At 52.6% G+C, this 20510-nt stretch carries 18 protein-coding genes and 1 tRNA gene; 17 read left to right on the forward strand and 2 right to left on the reverse strand.

The window, feature by feature from the left end; all coding sequences use genetic code 11:
• Window positions 1-164: 164 nt before the first annotated feature.
• From ACR0LN_RS22230 to ACR0LN_RS22240, 3 genes are all read left to right on the forward strand, one after another.
• Entirely contained in the window at window positions 165-2048 is a 1884-nt protein-coding gene (locus ACR0LN_RS22230) for an amidohydrolase family protein (RefSeq protein WP_480432802.1), read from the forward strand.
• A gap of 407 nt (window positions 2049-2455) precedes the next feature.
• Window positions 2456-3943: a DUF6538 domain-containing protein gene (locus ACR0LN_RS22235; protein ID WP_480432803.1), complete on the forward strand. Its 1488-nt coding sequence runs from the start codon at window positions 2456-2458 to the stop codon at window positions 3941-3943.
• Between the two features lie 197 nt (window positions 3944-4140).
• Window positions 4141-4842, forward strand: coding sequence for a hypothetical protein (locus ACR0LN_RS22240; RefSeq protein ID WP_480432805.1), 702 nt, complete (start codon window positions 4141-4143; stop codon window positions 4840-4842).
• Window positions 4843-4921: 79 nt separating this feature from the next.
• On the opposite strand, the gene ACR0LN_RS22245 is transcribed toward ACR0LN_RS22240, so the two are convergent.
• Window positions 4922-6202: a serine hydrolase domain-containing protein gene (locus tag ACR0LN_RS22245; RefSeq protein ID WP_480432806.1), complete on the reverse strand. Its 1281-nt coding sequence runs from the start codon at window positions 6200-6202 to the stop codon at window positions 4922-4924.
• Window positions 6203-6568: 366 nt separating this feature from the next.
• Between ACR0LN_RS22245 and ACR0LN_RS22250 the strand changes: the two genes are divergently transcribed.
• The 11 genes from ACR0LN_RS22250 to ACR0LN_RS22300 all read left to right on the forward strand — a co-directional run bounded on the left by ACR0LN_RS22250 (window position 6569) and on the right by ACR0LN_RS22300 (window position 17331).
• Entirely contained in the window at window positions 6569-7090 is a 522-nt protein-coding gene (locus ACR0LN_RS22250) for a hypothetical protein (RefSeq protein ID WP_480432807.1), read from the forward strand.
• A gap of 2 nt (window positions 7091-7092) precedes the next feature.
• Window positions 7093-7569 carry a hypothetical protein gene (locus ACR0LN_RS22255; protein WP_480432808.1) on the forward strand — a complete coding sequence of 159 codons (477 nt, stop codon included), beginning with the start codon at window positions 7093-7095 and terminating at the stop codon, window positions 7567-7569.
• Window positions 7569-7808: a hypothetical protein gene (locus tag ACR0LN_RS22260; protein WP_480432810.1), complete on the forward strand. Its 240-nt coding sequence runs from the start codon at window positions 7569-7571 to the stop codon at window positions 7806-7808. The genes ACR0LN_RS22255 and ACR0LN_RS22260 overlap by 1 nt, the downstream gene beginning before the upstream one ends.
• A gap of 229 nt (window positions 7809-8037) precedes the next feature.
• On the forward strand, window positions 8038-8376 hold the full coding sequence (locus tag ACR0LN_RS22265) for a hypothetical protein (protein ID WP_480432812.1): 339 nt from the start codon (window positions 8038-8040) through the stop codon (window positions 8374-8376).
• A gap of 384 nt (window positions 8377-8760) precedes the next feature.
• Window positions 8761-9333 carry a hypothetical protein gene (locus ACR0LN_RS22270; protein WP_480432814.1) on the forward strand — a complete coding sequence of 191 codons (573 nt, stop codon included), beginning with the start codon at window positions 8761-8763 and terminating at the stop codon, window positions 9331-9333.
• Between the two features lie 69 nt (window positions 9334-9402).
• Complete coding sequence (locus ACR0LN_RS22275) at window positions 9403-11433, forward strand: hypothetical protein (RefSeq protein WP_480432815.1); 2031 nt, start codon at window positions 9403-9405, stop codon at window positions 11431-11433.
• A gap of 597 nt (window positions 11434-12030) precedes the next feature.
• Window positions 12031-12966, forward strand: a complete 936-nt coding sequence (locus tag ACR0LN_RS22280) for a hypothetical protein (RefSeq protein ID WP_480432816.1) — start codon at window positions 12031-12033, stop codon at window positions 12964-12966.
• Window positions 12959-13570, forward strand: a complete 612-nt coding sequence (locus ACR0LN_RS22285) for a hypothetical protein (RefSeq protein ID WP_480432817.1) — start codon at window positions 12959-12961, stop codon at window positions 13568-13570. Before ACR0LN_RS22280 ends, ACR0LN_RS22285 begins: the two co-directional genes overlap by 8 nt.
• A 174-nt stretch (window positions 13571-13744) precedes the next feature.
• Window positions 13745-14410, forward strand: coding sequence for a recombinase family protein (locus ACR0LN_RS22290; RefSeq protein WP_480432819.1), 666 nt, complete (start codon window positions 13745-13747; stop codon window positions 14408-14410).
• An 836-nt stretch (window positions 14411-15246) separates the two neighbouring features.
• Entirely contained in the window at window positions 15247-15468 is a 222-nt protein-coding gene (locus tag ACR0LN_RS22295; protein ID WP_170534732.1) for a hypothetical protein, read from the forward strand.
• Window positions 15469-15477: 9 nt separating this feature from the next.
• A complete protein-coding gene (locus ACR0LN_RS22300) occupies window positions 15478-17331 on the forward strand; it encodes a hypothetical protein (protein ID WP_480432820.1) in 1854 nt (617 codons plus the stop codon).
• 266 nt (window positions 17332-17597) lie between these two features.
• Here the strand turns inward: ACR0LN_RS22300 and ACR0LN_RS22305 are convergent.
• Window positions 17598-17673 (reverse strand) — tRNA-Val (locus ACR0LN_RS22305).
• Window positions 17674-17892: 219 nt separating this feature from the next.
• On the opposite strand from ACR0LN_RS22305, the gene modA reads away from it, so the two are divergent.
• From modA to modC, 3 genes are read left to right on the forward strand one after another with little or no spacing between them, the layout of a single operon-like run.
• Window positions 17893-18672, forward strand: coding sequence for a molybdate ABC transporter substrate-binding protein (modA, locus tag ACR0LN_RS22310; protein ID WP_480432821.1), 780 nt, complete (start codon window positions 17893-17895; stop codon window positions 18670-18672).
• 3 nt (window positions 18673-18675) lie between these two features.
• A complete protein-coding gene (gene modB / locus ACR0LN_RS22315; protein WP_480432822.1) occupies window positions 18676-19368 on the forward strand; it encodes a molybdate ABC transporter permease subunit in 693 nt (230 codons plus the stop codon).
• Entirely contained in the window at window positions 19365-20462 is a 1098-nt protein-coding gene (gene modC, locus ACR0LN_RS22320; RefSeq protein ID WP_480432824.1) for a molybdenum ABC transporter ATP-binding protein, read from the forward strand. The genes modB and modC overlap by 4 nt, the downstream gene beginning before the upstream one ends.
• Window positions 20463-20510 lie beyond the last annotated feature (48 nt).

The following is a 20510-nucleotide window of genomic DNA, read 5'->3' on the forward strand; positions in this document are numbered from 1 at the left end:
ACGCCGTCACTGCAGTTCATTTCTGACCCGCTGCTGAACCCCACTCAGGATAGCATTACGCTGTTTGGCCTAAGAACCCGGATCGTTTTCTGAGGTGGGTCGAAAGCAGACTTCAAAAAGATGCCGAAACGTTTCGATTTGCTGACCAAAGAAAGGATCTATCCATGCGTACCCTGTTTCTGGCTGGCACGTTGTCCGTGTGTTGCACTATCTGCGTCGCGCAAACTTACGACGTGGTCATCCTCAACGGTCGGGTAATGGACCCGGAAACCGGGTTCGATCAGATCGCTAACGTAGGAATAAGCAACGGCTGGATCACTGCGATTACCGACGAAGAAATCAACGGCAGCGAGTCCATCGACGCGACAGGGCACGTTGTCGCTCCCGGGTTTATCGATCTCGAGCAGCATGGGCTGGACCCTTGGGGTATCAAGGTAAACCTTCGCGATGGTGTTACGACGCAAATGGATTTTGAGGTCGGGGCCGCGAATATCGACGAATGGTACGCTGCGCGCCAAGGCGTGACGCAGGCAAACTATGGCACTGTCGTTGGACAAGAATTCGCACGGATGCGGGTGCATGACGGCCTTGTGCTGGAAGGGGGCGACATAGACTTCCGGAACTTCTTCGCGCTGCGGGCACAATCCGTGGAAGACGGTGTTGAAGGATGGTCTTCGGTTCCAAGCAACCGCGAACAGATGAACGAAATCACTGCCCAACTGGATGAGGGGTTACGTCTCGGAGCCCTCGGCGTTGGATCGACCATCGGTTACGCGCGCGAAGGCATCACAACCTATGAGATGTTCGAAGCACAGCGGGCTGCAGCGCGTTATGGTCGACTAACTTCGGTGCATCATCGGTTTCATCCCAGTGCCTCGACACCCACTGAGACACAGACCGGTGTCAACGAAATCCTAGTCAACGCGATGGTGCTGGACGCGCCACTGCACATACACCACGACAATGACTATGGGTGGTGGGAAAATCAGGAAAAGCTCCAGATGGCCCGCGACCAAGGCTACAACGTCTGGTCCAGTTACTATCCTTGGACCGCCGGATCGGGAAACTACGGCGCTTCAATCATCGCCCCCGAAAACTGGGAAGGGTCCATGGGGTACAAGTACGAAGACACCATCTTTGATCCCCAGCTCGATCGCTTTGTGACCAAAGACGAGTTTTTGAGCTTCGCAGAGAATGAGCCGGGAAGGACGGCCATAGTTTTTAGCCCTCCAAGAGAGCAATGGCTAAACGATTGGATCAATATTGCTGGTTATGGCATCTCGGGCGACGGTATGGCTGGGCTAGACATCGAGGGCAACTTGATGAGTTGGGATGCCCCTTATGAAGACTATGCCGGGCACCCTCGGTCAGCAGGAAGCCACGCGCTTGTCCTAAGACTGGCTCGCGAAGCGAATGTACCGCTTATGCTCACACTCACTCAGCTAAGTTACATTCATGCGAAGCGATTAGGTGACACAGGTTTGCGAGCAATGCAGGTGCGTGGGCGTATGCAAGAAGGCATGGTCGCGGACATCACGATTTTTGATCCGAAGACTGTGACCGAAAGGGCGAACTATACGCTCGGTCAGCAGGGTCTTCCGTCAGAAGGCATTCCGTACGTGCTTGTTTACGGAACCGTTGTTGTTAAAAACAGTGAAGTTCAGCGTGATGTTTATGCGGGACAGCCGATCCGGTTTCCAGTCGAGGAGAGCGGGCGTTTCGTTCCGGCCGGTCGTGAGCAGATCATGGGGATTCTTACACCGGATACCGGCACGGCCCGTCCAACGCTGCTCGATTATATCACAAATAGTGAAGCCAATGTCGTACCTGTTGCTCCACCAACCAATCGGATTGCGTCGATAGAGCCCACCGACCCCTTTGATTGGTTTACTCCTCGCAACGGTCTAGACGACGGTGCCCTGTTCTTTTGTGTTGTGCATGCTCGCTTCGAGGACCGTGCAACGGTAAAACGTGATTATGCGAAGGCCATGATGTCAAAGACGGGCGGATTTAGACCTAATCAGTCGGAACAACGCAGATCAAACTGAATCGCACGATCTCGGGCATCGAGAAACGAAAGTCTGCTTTGATTGCGGACCGGTCACCTGCAACCAGTGGGCTTACGGCACGCATCAGCCTTCTTAGTGGGAGGCAGGTTGTTGTCCGTGCCTATCTCCTGTTTTGGAGCCTTATTTTCCGTTTAAATGCAGCGGAGGCGCTGCGGGCACAGTTTCACGCGCAGCACAGCAAAAGGTGCAAGTCACGCAAGACCTTGATACATTGCGGGGAAAGGATGGTGGGTGATGAGAGACTCGAACCACGTAGTAGCTTGGAGTCATCCATATTTTGTTGAAAAGTAGGGGTTTCGAGGACTCTTTATCTTCCGTTTTTGCTAGACATCTTGACTTTGCCTGCTAGACATTAGCCAATTTTGGCGATGAAGAATGGTAGCTCTGTGTCTCAAAATCACGCAGCGAAAGTAAAGTACGTCGTTCAGACCAAAGACGGTCTTTATCGTTACAATAGGCGAGTTCCGGACGATTGCCAAAAGGCATTCAGGAAGAAGCTCTGGAACCTTTCATTAGGCCGCGATTTTGATCAGGCAGTATTGCGAGCTGCTGATCTTCGCCGGGAGCACGACACGGCAATTGCCCGATTGCGCGAGCCAGATACGGCGCGAAAGGAAGCGGCAAGACTTGCCGCAGAACGTACCTCAGCGCGCATTGCAGAGTTGGAAATGAAAGGTGAGCCCGATGCGATTGAGGGGCACGGGGGCACTGTTGAGTCGCTGACTGGTTCGATGTGGAAGCGTATTCCTCAGATCATGCAGAGCGTCCGTGATGACCGAACCGAATATTTTCGGCTATCCAACACGCAAGCAATAGCCTTCGGTGATGACTGCCGTGTTGAAGGCAATAAGTTCCCTAAGGTTCCGCCGCCCGCCGATCCAGCAGATCGAATGCTCTACGATGCTTATAAGACGATGCTCGCCAAGCGGCTTGATGAGCTTGCACCTTTGCCTGATCAGGGACGCCCGGAGATGCGTGCATCGGCACTGATGGAAAGGTATATCAAGGTACAAGCCTTGCGAACTAATACCGCGCGGTCGTATCGCCAGATGGTCAATAAGCTGATTTCAAACTGCAACGGCGATCACCCATTGCCATACTACAACCGTGACAAGCTGCGCCAGCATCGCGACATGCTGGAAGCCAATCCAAGTGTCAGCATTCAAACGGTCGAGAAGCACTTTGCTCCGCTAAAGGCGCTGTGGCGTTGGGCGGCTGATGAACACGATGAATTGGCAGACTTGCAATTCCCTCGCGTCCGTCTTTCGAAGCGTGACACGACAGTAGAAGAGGCGAGATGGCAGGCGTTCAGTGACGAAGAAATGAAAGCGATATGGCGGCACCTGAACGAAGCTTGGGGGCCAAAGTCTAGTAGCCGAATGACGCCCCGACGCCGTAAGGCGTTTCTAGTGGCCATCAGGGTCATGTTGTATACTGGGCTGCGCCCTGCTGAAGTGTTCCGCCTAACGGCGGCAGACATAGACAACGGCATTCTGACAATCAGGCGTACGAAAACAACTCCTCGCAGACTTCCAATCTCGGATCACATTTCTGACTTCCCAAAATTCCTCGCTGACGGAGGCTTCGATACGGAGCGGAAGTCAAAGACAATTGCCGTTACCCTTTCCGATAACTTCCGTAAGGTAATCCGCGCCGCCGGATACAACAACGACCGCCATGTCCTTTACAGCCTCAAGGATACGTTGGTTGATCGCTTGCAGCGTCAGGAGGGGATGAATGACGACATCATTCGGGGCATTATCGGTCATGTGGTTGGGCAGGGTAAACTGAGGCACTACAAGACGCCCTACGGCGAGACTGCACATGGCAGAGCAGCTATGAAGAAAGCTCTGGATGCGATCATGTATTGGTAGTGATCGGATTTGTCGTTGGCGAATGTCGGTTTCGAGTCCTAAGTTCAAATTTCTGCACCGTGCATCAATGCCGGAAGGCAGAAGAAAGCTGTCGTTGAGTGTTCTATTCAAACCGCACCTTCTTCACTTTTTGGGTTGTGCTTTTGCTCCCAAGGGGTGTCTCATACAAATTGTAATGTGATCATTGGATCTTAACCGTGTTCGGCGTGTCGACATACCTCGCGATAACATCGATTGCAGTCATCGGCACTGTTCACGTCTTCTGCGTGTCTTTTTACCGGAGATTCCCCGCCCTAGCAGGCTGGCTTTCTGATTTTTCATCTGGGATCGGACTTGGCTATGCTTTCCTTTTCTTACTGCCAAAAATCGGTGAATTGTCGTCCGATTTGGCTGCAAATGGGAAATGGGAAAACTCGCTGTTCGGTTATTCGCTCCTAGGATTTCTAGTTTACTACTTGCTGGAAGCCAGTCGCGACACAGGGGCCGATAACAGGTTGTCGCTTGGCTTGGACACAGTGGCGCTTGGAACCTATAACTGCCTGCTTGCCATTACAGTCATGCAAACGACGGGAACATCTCCTGAGCTGTACGCTGTGGGAACGTTGGCCTATTCATTGCATTTGTTTGGGGTGAATATCTTTCTCTATAAGACCCACCCCGGACACATGACTGGATGGCTACGCGCATACTTTGTCGCGTCGCTTGCAGTCGGCATATTGATCGGCCTCAACGCGGATAAAAGTAGCATGATCTATTCAATTGCGACTGGGTTGACGGGGGGCGTGATCATTGCCCTGTCTCTTCGGGTTAAACTACCCAGCCTTTCGGCAGTGAATACAAAAGCTCTGTTGATTGGTGTGGTATTTGCTGCGGTCGCAGTCGAGGTCACCCGGTACTAACCCGACGACACTGTTAAGTCTTTCCTTAGTTTAAGCCGAGCCATTTGGCTCAGCTTACCAGATTAAGATAATCTGATATTCATTTACTCAAAGTCTCTGCAATGCCTTTCATCGCAACCATAGAGTCCAGGTACATAGGTGTATTTTGAACTTCTGGCTGGCTTGAAAGCTTTACCATAACCACATTGGCTTTCTGGTTCACATACAATAGCTGCCCATAGACACCGATACCGTAAAACGCACCGTTTTCTCTATCTTTCACCCAGACTTGGTTGCGGTAGTGGAAGCCTTCAAACACCTCTGCGTATGCACTTTTCTCGTAGGCTGCGATCACATCATCATTTGCTTGAATCGTGTCAGCTATCCAATCTGGAGGAATAACTTGAGTGTCGTTAACGTTACCGTTGTCCAGCATCATTATGCCAAATCGCAATAGGTCACGAGAGCTGGTGAATAACCCACCACTGGTTTGCACGATCCTTTTGGGCCCTAGTTCGCTATATGCAGGGTCCTGAGCGCCGATGTCCTGCCACAACTCGGCCAGTACATCCAGATAGCTTTCTCCAGTTGCCGACTCGATAACCATACCCAGCAGCGCAGATAGCACTGAACGGTAACTATAAACTTCACCGTCTTCTACCAAGTTCTCGCGATCACTAAGAGAGATCATGTACTCTTTGACGCCAGACTCGGTGTCACAAACTTCTACTTTTTCTGAGAGGTCCTGACCAAAGGCACAGAACAGATCACCGGCATCGTCTAAGTAGCCGCTAGAAGCATCTTTCCAATCAACAGCAGCGGTCATATCAAGGAGATGTCTAACCGTTGTATTTTTGAATGCTGGGCCTTCCAACTCTGGCAGGTATTCGGTGATCCGCATTTTAGGATCTAATTCTCCCGCCTCAACCGCCAGCCCTGCTGCCATACCCAACACTGTCTTGGTGATCGAGTGAATGCGGTGAGGCGTATCCGCCCTCATGCCATTGAAGTACTTTTCAGCGACCAATTTGCGGTCGTGATAAATCAAAAAGCTATCGGTATGCGTTTGATGCAACCAATCGTTGATGTTCTGTTCTTCATTATTGCTAGCTGTGAAAACAAAAGTCTCAAGCTCTGTTGGGTATGCCGCTTTTTCCAAAGTACGTACCCAATCTGACGGTGGAACTCGTGCTAATTCGCCAAAAACACTTGTGCCCTCAAATATCCAAGGGCTTCTATCTACAGACTCAACGGTTTCATCCCAGAAATAACCAGCCTCGGCGCTTGCTGGTTGTGTGGAAACAGTAAATACCGCACCGGAGGCCAAAAGAGCGATAGCAATAGCGGGAGTCACTAACAGCTTGTTTGCATTACTTTTCATTTTGGGGATCTCCGTCCGACTAGACAATCACTAAGCAATCCAGCCATGCTTCAGCTCTGGTGTCTAGCCCCTTGTGTTTGGGCCAGAGGCTGTCAGACGACTGCGAATTAGTCTCTGGAAGGACAGCTTAGTAGTCGCAAGCGATGGATGGCAGATACTGTGCGTTGGTCGCCTTGAACAATGCCCACTTCGTGCGCTCAGCCCAAATTCCTAGAGCTCTAGCAAAATTGGATGTATTGCCCGCGTCAGGGGTCTTTCCCTGCCCGAATAGCCCGTGACCCGTTTTGTCCGATTGCTAGGTGATAGGCCCACATCGTGGTAAACTAGGCACAAGAATACCAACTCTCCCCTAAAATTGAGGAAGCAGTGCCTATCACCATCACTCAGGAAAGCTATGCGCGTGCGTGTGGCGTCGTCCGCAATACCGCCTGCGCAAGATTGAAGAATGTCATGCCCGCCGCCAGCGGGCTTCCCAAGCGCTATTACGTGGCCGCAGTGCTGCCAACGCTGAACGCGCGTGAGCGCGCTGGCGAGGCCATGCACCGCCTGTTCGATATCGCCACCTCGGACGGCACCTTGTTCGTTGGCGACGAAGTTATCCCTGTATGTAGAGCGCTCGAAGACTGGCTTGATACGGATCAGAAAGAGCGGCTGACTGAGTGTCGGGTAGATTTCACTGCCGCGCTGTTTGAGGCCACGTCCAGCAGTGAGATTTGGCAATTCATCGACGCGCTGCATCTAAAGCTTTGCCTTCACCCCGGTGTCTGCCGGTTCGTCGTCACTGGTGACGATACCGACCTCCCCGACATTGATGCTTTGTTCGCCTTCGCGTTCGCCCTGTGCAATGCCCGTCATTTTGAAAGTCTAACTAACAAGGAGGCCGCATAAGAATGAGCGACCCGAATGAGAATTTCCGCAATCTAGTTTCGTCCGGTGGAGACCTGACCCGCGCGCGGTGGGAGACGGTGTCTGACAAGATCATTGCAGACGCGGCGCGCATGTTTGACGTCGAACTGACCCGCGAAGACGTCATGTCGATGCCGAGCGCGCGGATTTTTACCCTGAGCGATGAACCCTTGTCTGAACTCTACGTTGCCGAAATTCAGCAGCTTGATGGGGTAAAGGAACAGGTCCGTCAAAAGGAACTGCGCGAAGCGCTTGAGCTGGGCGACGAAGAATCCCATGCGGAACTGGCACGGTTGACGCCCGAGCGTCGTATCACCCGCGCGCGTGAACTTGGAATGACCGACAAGCGCCAGCAGTCCGCTCCGACCAGTGTCGCTGACGAAGCAACGCTGTTGCGCCGCCTAATGACGCTGAATCCCGCTGAGCGTATTGCAAAGGCCCGTGCTTGGGGATTGATGTAATGGATGAACTTGAGAGCGCACTCCGTGAAGCGAATGAGCCGCTTGAAAAGCTGTTCGTGAAGGTCGGTGCCAACTACTATTGCCACCTGACGGGCGACACGATTTCCGCAGCGTCGTATTGCAGCCTTCAGCAACGCCTGACCCCGTCACTGTCGGCTGAAGAGAAATTGCGGCTGCGTCAGCGCAATAAGGTGCGGGCCATTGCCGCAGCCGCAGACGCTAGCGCAGGTGCGCGATGAAGCATCTTGCGTTCAATAGATATCAACGAAGGTGCCAGTTGTGGTTCGTCGCTCGGCAAGAGTTCTCTGACGAAGATTCTTTTGTGGCCGCGTGGCATGAGATCGCCGCCCGCATAGAAGAACAGCTAGCGTGTGAATTTCCCCGAACTGCACGCTAGCTACGGGCCCGGTGGTGGTGGTTGCCACGTCACCACCGGGCGCATCAAACACACATAAAGAGACGGCAAAAATGGGCACCTATCTAGATCGCACCCGGCAGCGCAGGGAATGCTCCCGCCTCCTGAGGGCCGTAACCGCCAATCTGGACCTCAAGCACGGTCGCGGTGCATATCGCATCCCGGTCGAGATCGCTAAGCGGCTTGAAGAAATTATCGGTGAAGACACGAGGGAAGTGCTACAGGATTCCGGATTCTACCGCGACACGACCGGCGATCCCAAGCGAAAAACGGCGGAATTCAAGACGGGGGGCAGGACCCTGCATGGGGGTGAATTGATTCGAGATTGGGTTCCGAGTCATGGATTCTGGGTAGTGCTGCGTGCAGTCATGGGGCATTTCGCACCGGTCTGAAAAATTGAAACTTTTTGTGATCGCGTTTTGGAAAGATAGAAAGTCACATTGGCTGAAATGCGGGTGGAAACAATTGCGGTAATTCGTGCCATGTTTCCCTTGCTACATTTGGAAAACGGGTGAAATAAATCGACTTCAAGTTGAAGAAACTTTACTTCAAGTAAAAGATTTTCGAAGGCGATGATCGCACGACGTGGACAATACGAGTCGGCGTAAAAACACTATCAAAATCAAAGACATTGGAAAAAGTCACATTGGCCTGAAGCGCGAGTTAAAGGCGGTTGACGGGTCTCGTTATCGCTTACTAAGTCGAGTTATCTCGCAACCATGGCGAGAAGGACTTTAGAAAAGGAGTGCAGAAATGAGTGGCAATGGCGGTGCAATTTGCGTGATCGGGCAAAAGATAAAAGATGTATCGGAAATGGAAATGACCATTCCCGAAAATACGGCGAAATTGAAGGTGCTTTGCGCGGAATTGAGTTCCCTAATTTCGGAGGTGAAGTGATGCAGTGCTTGAATAGTTCTTGTTTGCCCTTTGAGTTCAGGCAGGAGAACATGGCTAATTTCGATGGGATGCTGACCTTTTATGAGGTGAATCAGGAAGGCGTTCTGCGCGAAGTTTGCTCGTGCTCAGCTTTCATGGTCTATCGCATCACTAAAAACGCCCAAAGAGGACGAACCTTGGACGTCGACTTTGTGCCGATTGAAAATCTGGCAAAGGCTGAAACCGACGCGTCTGCACGCGTCGATATCCCCATCGCAGAGATATATTCTGACCCCAGTGCAGTCGTGTCACGATTGGGAAGAGCAGGCTTCTACATTTCGCCTGAGGCTTCTCCCGAATTTGTAGTGTCTCAAATTCATAGCGCGATGGATCAGTATGTCCTGCGCGAGCGTATCCGCGAGGATCGTACCGCATGCACTGGGGCTGCAAAGGCAAATTGTGGGCCCGAGTGAGGAATCGTAGCGCATTGATTGTGAGCCGCGTTAGCGGCTCCAACAGCGTCAAAATAATGGAGATCGAGTATGAGCAGGCCTGAGGCCAAGAAAATTCTGAACGGGCTTAGCGAGTCCCAGCAAAAGCGGATCAAGGCAGCGAAGAAGCTGAATTGCGTCGCAGCGTCCGTGTCTGTGGGCAAGCTGAGGAGCCCGTCCACCGTCGAACTTGCGGAAATCATTGCGGGGATGAAGCGAAACGGTGAAGACCCGCTTCATATGGCCGACGTTGTGGAAACGATGAAGAAGAGCGGGCCAAAGATGGGTGACCGCTGGTGGACCGGGCTTGGCATGGTGGTCGATCAGTTGCTACGTGAAGTGCGGCTTGAGAACCTTCCCAGTGGCGTACATGTTGGCAGGGGAACTGGCTTTGACGTTCAGATCGAGACCGCCACCAAGCTTTTGGTTAACGCCCACTCTAAAAACCCGAGCTTGTTCCGCCACGGATTGAATTTCGCCTGTGTGCGCCACGTTGGCGAAATTGGGCAAACTGAGATTTCCGTATTGAATCGCGATCAGTTTCAGACGGCAGTACAGCAATCCGTTCGCTTTTACGACGTCACCGATGATGGTGGCGATCTCGCTACTCATGCGCCGCCGGAATTGGTCAAGCACCTTTTCAACAGCGATATTCGAGAGCTTCCCTATCTTGCTTCATTGATCCGTACCCCTGTGTTCGGAGCCGATAAGGCCCTGATCGACGCTCGGGGGTACAACGCAAACGGTTGGGTGTATTATCAGCCGCCGGATGATCTCAGTATTCCTGCTTTGCCGGAGAGAATTGACGCCCGCACTCTGTCTCAGGCCCGTCGCTTGATCGTAAGTGAACTGATGGGGGACTTTCCGTTTGATGGTTGGAACAGGGAACAGATCGAAACCGCCGCGTTACGGAATGATGCTGAAAATCCGCCTCCCCCCTCGCTCCTGAACGCAATTGGCTTTTTGTTGGAGCAGTTCGCGCGCCCCATGATCGACGGTCCGCTTCCTGTTTCTCTGTTTCACAAGCCTTCGCCGCGTACTGGCGCGACTATGCTGGTGAATGCAATCCAGACCATTGTATCGGGGGTCGCGGGGACGCAGACCTTGCCTGAAGGGGAAGAGGAACGAGACAAGCGTGCTACTGCCGTTTTACTCTCTGGGACGGCAATCAATTTGTTTGACAATGTGTCTGGCGAAATCTCTGGCGGGACGTTGGCGAAGTTCTGGACCGACCGAGTCTATATTGGTCGGACTCTTGGAAAGAACGAAATGCGAGCACTCCCGGTAACTTGTTCGCACGCCCTTACGGGCAATAACCCGACGTTCAGTCGCGAACTTTCTGAACGCATCGGACGCGTCAGGCTGGATGCCCGCTGTGCTGATCCGGGGGCGCGAAACGGGTTTAGGCACCGGGAGCTATTGGCATGGGTGAGTAAAAACAGGGGCGATCTAATTTGGGCGGCTTTGGTGTTGATCCAGAATTGGATCGAGGAGGGTTGTCCGGAGCCTGTGACGCCCACGGCTTGGCGTGGCGGCCCTGATGAAGCTTCGATTCCTGAAGCCATTCACTGGGGCGGATATGAGGCCTACGTGAAGGTGATTGGCGGGATCATCGGAGCGGCGGCAGGCAACTGGACCACGTGGCAAGCGAACCGAAAAACGGAAGTCGTTGAGTCTGGTGAAGATGACGCAATTAGGGACTTCCTGTCTGCATGGTGGGATCAAGCCAAGGAGCCGCACGGTAAACATGGGATGTACGTCAGGGACGTTGGCGACGGGCCAAATGCGAGACCGGGTTTGTTGTCAGTCGTGCAGGCCCGCAACATCTATTTGCCCATCAAGCGAATTGATCGTGATGATGCGACCTCTTACGACCCTACGGCATTCGGTAAGTGGTTGGCTGGGTATAAGGACCGTATCATTAAGATCGATGATGAAGCCGGTATTGAAGTTGAACTGACCCGCTCGTCAGAGCGTTCAAATAGGGGTTACGAGTGGTCAATTCAGCGCGTCAACGATCCTGCGGAACAGCCTGAGCAAAGCCCTGCCAATGTGGTCGCGATTGGCAGCAAGGTTGCGTAATTCGCATGAGAGTTGGTTGGATGGTGGCCCGCGTCAGCGGGCCTTTCCATTCGTGGAATTCATTAGCGAAAAGACAGGGGCATCGCGGGAGAAAAGCGTGTAGACTTTTTCGTCTACACGGGGTCTACACGCTGGTCTACACGCGGTGTTAGTCGTTAATTTACAGTAAGTTGGGTTGAAATCTCTTGAATACGTGTAGTGATGTAGACCGTCGGATCAATTCCATAGAACTCAAAAAACGCCCCGGTTGTTCCGTATTTTTTTTCGTACGGGCAAGGCGTGCTGTGATCTACATCACTACACGTATCGCGCGACCCCATCGCCAAAGTTATTGATAAGTAATAATAAAACCGGTCTGAGGATATACGTGTAGACCCCGTGTAGACGAAAAGGTCTACACACGGACAGCTATTTCACGTACGAAAAATTCGTAACTGCCTGTAGTTGCACGTAAAATACCTCTAGTATCGCCTTGAGTGTGCCGACAATATTATGTAGTATAGCTAGACGCACATACTATTTGTTGATTTTTGGGCATTGATGCCGTCGACAGAGCGGCACTTAAGACGTTCGTACGTGGATTGAAGGGGCCGCGAGTTGGCAAAGTACAAGAGAGATGAATCCGTTACGGTAAGCTTCCATTACCTTGAACGCACCATCAAAAAAGAAGGCGAAAAACCAGAAATTCATCCGTTTTCGCAAACTGAATTTGACAATCTGTGTAACGCCATTATCGACCAAAAAACTCCGGACCTCAGTGACAAACAAGAGTTTGACGATGTGAAATTTGGGAGAGTTGTGCCTTTCTCAAAGCTGATGAGGATGGATGCTCGCTGTCTGTTTGGTGTCTATGAAGGCGCTTACTGGGGGCATGCATACAAAAATTCTGAGAAAGGCGATATTTCCGCCGATAGTATCAATCAGCGTAGATTTCACTTTATGCTGTATCTTTCAGACAGTGGTAGGATTTACATAGGAAGTCAGTATTTGGGACCATATGGCTTCTATGAGGGGTTGAAGAAGACAATACTGAGGCTGCTTCCAAGTAGAAAGAACGTGGACGCTCATACCTTCCGGCAAGACGCTGTGAATTTCGACAAGGCTATAGCCAAAGAAGTGAAGGTAACCATGTCAAAGGCAGGAAAGAAAATCACTTCAAAGAACCTCTTTGCGAGCGGCAGCATGGTAGCTGTTCGAAAAGGGACCGCTGACGATGGGTTTGAAGTAGAAGTTCGCAAAAGCCTATTTTCCTTGATGAAGAGTCCCGTCGAAAAGCGAAAGAAAGCGATATCAGAACTGCTGAAAGACTCGCTGATCGACGTCAAAGATGAAGACGTTGAAAACTGCACAGTGCTCGCCGCTGTAAATGGCAGCGATAGGATGATCTACGTCCTCGGTGGCTCGAATTTTGCATCTCGTTTTCACCTCGATGTAACGATCAAATATGATGGTCACCCGGATTACGACCAAACACGGTCCGCAATGCATGAAGCACTTTCCAATGAAATCATCATGAGGAAGGAAATTGTCTAACCTCTATGACATACTGAGGCGACACTGGGACACATTTTACGACTACGATACCGGTGAGCCTCGGCCTATCTGGAAGCGGACGCTATTGCTGGCCGTCGCATCCTTGCTCATAGTTCTTTTGTTTGAAGGCGTCGGCTCCGAAGTAATATCTGCGTTGTTGACGGTTCAATCAATTCTAATCGGCTTCAGCTTTAGCGTGCTTTTTTTCTTGCTGTCCGGAGCAGCACCCGGCGGCGATAGTGGGGGATCGATTGAAAAATCGTTGACTTCAAAGAGGCTAAAAAAGCTATCAAATGAGCTTTTTTATAATGTGTCCTATTTCAACATCGTGGCGACAATGTCGATTGTTGTTGCTCTCCTGCTATTACTACCGGGTTTCGATAAATCTACTATTATGGAAGCGCTCGCTTCGATTGATGGGGGTGTGGATTTTGCAACGCAAAACAAGAAGGGAGTAACAAGGGTACTATTTTGGTTATCAGAGATTTTTAATTTCCTGCTTGTTTTCTTATTCTGTGAGAGTACCGCGACTTTCATCCGCACGGTTTCAAGGGTGAGTTTCTTCTTTGAGAAGCGGCTTAAGCAACAGAACGAAAGTAGCTAATGCGCCCGTCCAGCCGCCCTCGACACGCCGCTTTGCAACTCCAAACGTCAATCTTATTATCCTACTGTTAACTGACGCGAACATCCATTTAAGATATTGAAAAGACTCGCGAATCATGTCTTTCGCGCGGTATAAAAAGCTCAACCAACGTGGACGATTTTTACGAGGCCCGGTATGAGCAAGAAATATGTGATCTATCGCAGGGTAAGCACGGCCCAGCAGGGCAAGTCCGGGCTGGGTCTGGAAGCTCAGGATCGGGACATCGCCCTGTTTCTAGACAACTACTCAGACGTACCGTTTGAGGTTCTGGGAACCTTCACAGACGTGCAGAGCGGCAAATATGCCGACCGCCCAGAGCTAGAAAAGGCGATGGAAATGGCCCGGAAATATCGGGCAGAATTGCTTGTCAGCAAGCTGGATCGCCTCAGCCGTGATGTAGAGTTCATTGCGAAAACCCTTAAAGATAAGGGCCTTACGCTTCGGGTCGCGTCTATGCCGTCCGCTGACAAGTTCCAGCTTCATATCTACGCGGCGTTGGCGGAACAGGAACGCGACTTCATTAGCCTTCGCACCAAACAGGCGCTTGCGGCAGCGAAGGAAAGAGGCGTCAAATTGGGTGGTATGCGGGACGCCACCATGAAGCGCAATGAAGCGGCGAAACAGGCGGCTGACGCCGCCGCTCAGCGTGTCGCGTCCATCATCATCCCCATGCGGGAAGCCAAGGCATCCTTGCAGTCCATTGCGGATGCCCTGAACGCTGCCAGCGTACCAACACCACGTGGGCGTAAGTGGGCTGCCATGAGTGTCAGAAACGCTCTGAAACGCCTTGATGCAGCCTGATCCACTTAACATGACATAGCGACGTATTCGGCTCGGTACTGGCCGCGTTAGCGGCATGAAAAGTAATGCGCTTGCTTTGACCTTCGTTAGCGAATGAAGTCAATATTACTTATCAAAAACAATGTCTTGGGACCCATTTGGGGGATAGGGGTATCTCTACGGAGGCGGCCCAGTGGCTGATCCGATTTCACATGCAAACCTCCGAAAATGGCTGCTTAATGACTCCGACGAAAATCGGTTCACATTTACCCGGTTTCGGTTGCTTTTTTCCGAACTGGGAAGCCTCTTTGTGCAACATCAGGGACCCATCAGTGCAACCCACCCCCCTTGTTCGGATTGCAATTCGGCCTCAAAAAATTTCCAAATCCAGTGAAAAAATGTTGCATAGCCAACGTCCGAACACTGCCCGATCCGGATGAACCGTTCTGTTGGTTTGCTTGGTCGCATCCACCACCTTAAAACACTGTACGTGCTCAATGGGATTGTCCTTGTGGCAACTCTCTCTACCTTCTCGGCGGCAGACATTTCGCGTGTATAGAGTGCGATTTGCCCATCCACTTTTCCAATGCAAAGCGATGAAACAGCCATTTATGGCCGATAATCATTAAGTTCGTCTCGGGGTCAAAGCTGCGGTCACGATGAGCCGCGTGCGAGCATTGAGCGGAGCGAGTTTTGGCGGGTAACCTGCGTCAAGAAACGTGATCCGATGATAATGCACGGCAAAAAAATCAGAATATCTTTGTGAATTTCTCGAAAATATTCATAAATAAGCACCTATTGACATCAAGAAATTCAGTGCACATGTTTGACTCACCATTGGAAATCGTGAGGCATTCATGTCTGAAAAGCGTGAGAAATTTGTAAAACTTGCAGAGGGAAGGACGCGTACCGCGTTGGATGCAATTCGGAAGATTGGGAACCTCTCGAACAAGAGGGCCTACGACTACGACGAAAAAGACGTGAAGAAGATAATCAAAGCCCTTCGAGAGGCTACCAGCGAGCTGGAAAGAAAATTCAACCCATCCTCTTCGAGCGATTCCGACACTTTTAAGCTTTAGGATACCAGTATGAGTGCTGAGCCACTTCAAATTGATAACGACCGTTTCTTAATCAACCGTCTAATTGAGCAAGCACCAACCCATACTCTCGTGCGGGAATTCTTTATGAACGCTCAAGAGAACGCCGCCTTGGCTCCAGAAGGCGAAAGAACAGTCCGTGTCTATCCAACGAATATCGAGGGTGTCCGAAAACTCACTTTCTGGAATACGGGGCCGGGGATGAGTGAGAGTGACTTGCGCGTCGCGACCAACCTATCGTCATCAATAAACAAGCAACTAGCGCTGGACGAGAACTTTGGTATCGGAGCGAAGGTTTCAGGGTTAACCATCAATCCTGAGGGCATACGTTATCGGTCTTGCAAAGACGGAGTGATCCATGAAGTCACCATTGGTTACGATGAAGAACTGAAGACATACGTAAGGTTTCCGGTGCAGTTCGACGATGGAAAAGAGGATACAGTGTACGATGTTACTTGGGCTGCGACCTCAGAGGGGATGCCGAAGAACATCGACTGGACCGAGGTTGTTCTGCTTGGCGAGGATCGGGAGCACGACACCGTTGAGCGCCCGATAGGAAGAGATGTTGCGGTAGATCGAAGCTACGTCACGACTCAGATTTTTCAGAGGTTTGCCGAATTTCGGCCGGGTGTTGAAGTGTTCATCAACACTGCCATGACGAAAGGCGGGGGGAAGAACGAAGAAGGTAGGTTTCGTTCCCTGAAACCACTTGCGTCTGTGATCCCATCTTTGCCACACGCTGAACAGGTGACTTGCCCAGAGACAGGTGTGATCGTTCACTACGTGCATGATCCGAAGCATCTTAACCACGGGCACACGTTAAGCTCTTTGAAGAACCCTGCAACGCAGTCAACGACCTTTTGTGCGTTGGTTCACAAAGGTGAACGCTATGACTTAAAAAACAAAAAGCGTTGGTCTGCCGCCGCTCCAAACTTTGGAATTCCGTTTGGTTCGACAGTGCTGACAGTGGAAATCATGTTGCCGGAAGAAATGGCACTTCCCAACCAGTACCGAGATGGCCTTACCTCGCCCAGTGATCGTTCCGCGTTAACGATTGAACACTTCGCTGCACAAGTGAGAGAGCTTATGCCGCAGTGGGTGAAAGAAGTTATCAAAGATGCGCATCCACCGAGCGATGATAACCTTGATGACCTCCAAAAGGACCTTCAGAAGTTGCTGGATGAGTTCAAAGTTCCGACGGTCGCATTCTCGCCTTCAAAGGCGCTGCCGGACCGTGTCGATCTGTTTGATCAAGGTACAGATGAAACTGAGCCTGCGGAAACTGAGGGTGTCGACGACGATGTTGACGGCATATTTGATCGCATTAACGAACGATCCAAACGTGCCACTCCGCGTCGCGTGCGAAGGGCTCCAGATGGAGCCAAGCTGTCAAAGGAAACCAAAGCACTTGAACGAGTGCCCCAGATAGAAATCTTGGTAAAGCCCGAAGAAATTGAAGCTAAGGGCATCAAGGGGCGCGCTGGAAAGTTCTACAAGGACGCTCAAACACTATTCGTTAATGGCAAGTATTCTGCAGTCGACAGAATGGCCTCAGAGCTTGAGTTGTCATTTTCGGGACAAGTGGAAGCTGAGATGCTTCGAAAGCTGGTGTTGCAAGCTGCACAGCGGCTCACTGCCTTTCGCGTTGGAAAAGCCACGTGCTACGCAATCAGCAAAAGACTAGCGGAAGATTGGTCAGTCGATGACCTTGACCGAGCCACTTCTCCAGAGTCCCTTAGTGTGGCGGCTGACGACTACCGTCAAAGTCTCAATGCAGCTCGAAAATGGATGCGGACTGAGTTGAAGACAGAGTCTGGTGGGGTAACAGAAACTGAACCTGTTTGATTGGGAAGGACGCTTTGTGATCACAATAAACCAACGCAGCAATCCGAAGCACGAAGTGGAGCAGACGCTCGAATCGGAAATAGAACTAAACAAGGAACAGTGTGGTTGAGCCCCCTCAAACCTATCAATTCCTATCCAAATGGAAGGTGCCTCAGACTGTTTTGCCCGTCGTGTCTGCTAGACATTTTCGAGCTGCCTGCTAGACATTCGGGAACTCGCAGCGCTCGAAGGCCTATAAAAATATGGCGTTTGAGAGGTTGTGGAAGTGGTGGGTGATGAGAGACTCGAACTCCCGACATCTTCGGTGTAAACGAAGCGCTCTACCAACTGAGCTAATCACCCGTGACGGTGCATGTAGCCAAGCCTGCGCGCGGGTGCAAGAGGGTCTGACACAATTTCTTTGCCTAAATTTGCGATCAAGTCGATTTGAAACATATCAGGCCTGGTAGATCCCGTTCATATTCCCAAGACTGTGTTCCAATCCTCGGTAAAGCTACTTGCGTGCCCCCCGTTGCCTCAGATATCCCCGAAGGGACTGCAACCTTCCAGACGGGAGAGCCCATGATCCTGTCCCTTGCCCGCCGATATGTCGTTGCGGCCTTGGTGTTGGGTACATTGATGCTGGCGCCGGTCCGCGCCGGGGCGGCGGATATTCTGGTATTTGCCGCAGCCAGCCTGAAGACCGCTTTGGATGAACTTGCGCCGGTCTTTGAACAGCAGACAGGGCATGCAGTCACCGTTTCCTATGCGGCCTCGTCCGTTCTGGCGCGGCAGATTCAATTGGGCGCACCGGCGGATTTATTCATTTCGGCCAATGTGGACTGGATGGATGTTCTGCAGGATCAGGCGTTGATTGACACGGCCTCGCGAGTCGATTTGTTGGGCAACGGACTGGTTCTGATCGGAGGGCCGGATAAGGCGGGTATTGGAGATATTCAGCCAGATACCGACCTGTCCGCTGCGCTGGATGACGGATACCTAGCAATGGCTTTGGTCGATGCGGTTCCGGCGGGTATCTATGGTAAAGCTGCGTTGCAGAGCCTTGGTCAGTGGGATGAGGTTCAGACTCAAGTGGCGCAAACCGATAATGTCCGCGCGGCTCTGGCGTTGGTGGCGACGGGTGCGGCGCCGCTCGGGATTGTCTACCGATCAGACGCGCAGGTTGAAGATCGGGTTCAGATTGTCGCAACATTTCCGCCAAACCTGCATCCGCCCATCATCTACCCCGCCGCTGTGACTGCATCCGCCGTGCCCCAAGCGCAGGCGCTTGTGGATTTTCTGCAATCGGACGTGGCCCAAAAGGTCTTTTTGGAACAGGGCTTTGCCCTGCCGGGTAGCTGAAGCATGGGGTGGCTGGGTCCCGCGGAGCTTGAGGCGCTGAAGCTGTCGCTGCGCGTGTCATTTTGGGCAACGCTGGTCACTTTGCCCTTTGGGATTTTCGTAGCCTATGCATTGGCGCGTTGGCGGTTCCCCGGGCGTCAGTTGCTGAATGGGCTGGTACACTTGCCACTGATCCTGCCCCCAGTGGTGACCGGGTATCTGCTGTTGCTGACTTTTGGCATTCAGGGCCCGATGGGCAAGTTGCTGGCCGAGTTTGGTATCGTCGTGGCCTTTCGCTGGACCGGTGCGGCGTTGGCAGCAGGAATTATGGCCTTTCCCCTGATGGTCCGTGCCATCCGTCTGTCGATTGAGGCGGTAGACCCCAAATTGGAACAGGCCGGGGCGACGCTGGGTGCATCGCGGGCCTTTGTGTTCGCCACGGTTACACTTCCGATGATCCTGCCGGGTGTAATCGCCGGTGGCATCCTGGCCTTCGCCAAGGCAATGGGAGAGTTCGGGGCCACGATCACCTTCGTGTCGAACATTCCGGGCCAGACTCAGACGTTGCCATCTGCTGTCTATGCGTTCCTTCAGGTGCCGGGGGGTGAGGGGGCTGCGACACGGCTGGTCGTCATTTCGATCATCATTGCCATGGGCGCGCTTCTGTTGTCGGAATACGTCGGCCGCCGCGCCGCCGCACGGGTGTCAGGGTCATGAGCCTGTCTGTTCGCCTGCAGCATGATCTGCCCGATCTTAGGCTGGATCTCAGCTTCGAAGCGCCTCCGGGTGTAACCGTACTGTTCGGGCGGTCAGGATCAGGCAAGACCACTGTGGTGAACGCGGTGGCTGGGTTGTTGCGCCCTCAGTCCGGGCGTGTTGCCGTCAATGAGTGGGAACTGTTCGATACCGAACGGAACCATTGGCTGCCGCCGCATCGCAGGCGCTTGGGCTATATCTTTCAGGAAGGCCGCCTGTTTCCGCATCTGACCGTGCGACAGAATCTGGCTTATGGTCGTTGGTTCGCTCCGAAACGCGAGCGCCGTGAAAGCCCTGACAAAGTGATCGAAATGCTTGGCATCGGCCATTTGCTGGATCGCCGACCCGCCGCGTTATCGGGCGGTGAAAAGCAGCGTGTTGCCATTGGCCGGGCTTTGTTGGCCAGCCCGCGCCTGATCCTGGCGGACGAGCCAATGGCCGCGCTGGATGACGCACGCAAGGCTGAAATCCTACCCTATTTTGAACGTCTAAGGGATGAGGTCTCGGTGCCCATTCTTTATGTCACTCATTCCGCGGCCGAGGTTGCGCGGCTTGCGACATCCGTGGTCGCCTTGCAGGACGGAAAAGCGATACGGCATGGCCCAGCTTCTGAGGTGATGGCTGATCCGTCCGTGGCTCCTGCAGGGGTGCGCGCTGTAGGGGCAGTACTGAATGTGCGTGTCCAGGAACACCATGCCGATGGGTTGACTGAGTTGAACGCAGGCGGGGCGCGGCTGTTCCTGCCTCGTATCCCGCATCGGGTCGGGGAAGAACTGCGCATCCGCATCCCCGCGCAAGAGGTCATTCTGTCAAGCAACAGGCCCGAAGGCCTGTCAGCCCTAAACGTGCTGAAAGGGACGGTGGACACGATCCGGGCTGGCGAAGGGCCGGGCGCCATTGTTTCGGTCAAGACCCCGGCGGGGCCGGTGTTGGCGCGGGTCACGCGCCGGTCTGTCATCGGGCTGGGGCTGGAGCCAGGCAAGCCGTGTTTCGCGGTGATCAAGACGGTTGCATTGGCACCGCAGGACGTCGGCGGCAGGCTAACCGCGCCCTAGCTGAGACTCCGAATGCAGCGGAGTTTTGGCGGTGAACGGACAGACCCG

Source organism: Ruegeria sp. AA6, from assembly GCF_056542865.1.

Bases quoted from the DNA above. Each gene is read 5' to 3' on its own strand.
- ACR0LN_RS22230 (WP_480432802.1), top strand. From the start codon at position 165: ATGCGTACCCTGTTTCTGGCTGGCACGTTGTCCGTGTGTTGCACTATC.
- ACR0LN_RS22245 (WP_480432806.1), bottom strand. From the start codon at position 6,202: ATGAAAAGTAATGCAAACAAGCTGTTAGTGACTCCCGCTATTGCTATC.
- ACR0LN_RS22255 (WP_480432808.1), top strand. From the start codon at position 7,093: ATGAGCGACCCGAATGAGAATTTCCGCAATCTAGTTTCGTCCGGTGGA.
- ACR0LN_RS22260 (WP_480432810.1), top strand. From the start codon at position 7,569: ATGGATGAACTTGAGAGCGCACTCCGTGAAGCGAATGAGCCGCTTGAA.
- ACR0LN_RS22265 (WP_480432812.1), top strand. From the start codon at position 8,038: ATGGGCACCTATCTAGATCGCACCCGGCAGCGCAGGGAATGCTCCCGC.
- ACR0LN_RS22275 (WP_480432815.1), top strand. From the start codon at position 9,403: ATGAGCAGGCCTGAGGCCAAGAAAATTCTGAACGGGCTTAGCGAGTCC.
- ACR0LN_RS22290 (WP_480432819.1), top strand. From the start codon at position 13,745: ATGAGCAAGAAATATGTGATCTATCGCAGGGTAAGCACGGCCCAGCAG.
- ACR0LN_RS22295 (WP_170534732.1), top strand. From the start codon at position 15,247: ATGTCTGAAAAGCGTGAGAAATTTGTAAAACTTGCAGAGGGAAGGACG.
- ACR0LN_RS22300 (WP_480432820.1), top strand. From the start codon at position 15,478: ATGAGTGCTGAGCCACTTCAAATTGATAACGACCGTTTCTTAATCAAC.
- modA (WP_480432821.1), top strand. From the start codon at position 17,893: ATGATCCTGTCCCTTGCCCGCCGATATGTCGTTGCGGCCTTGGTGTTG.
- modB (WP_480432822.1), top strand. From the start codon at position 18,676: ATGGGGTGGCTGGGTCCCGCGGAGCTTGAGGCGCTGAAGCTGTCGCTG.
- modC (WP_480432824.1), top strand. From the start codon at position 19,365: ATGAGCCTGTCTGTTCGCCTGCAGCATGATCTGCCCGATCTTAGGCTG.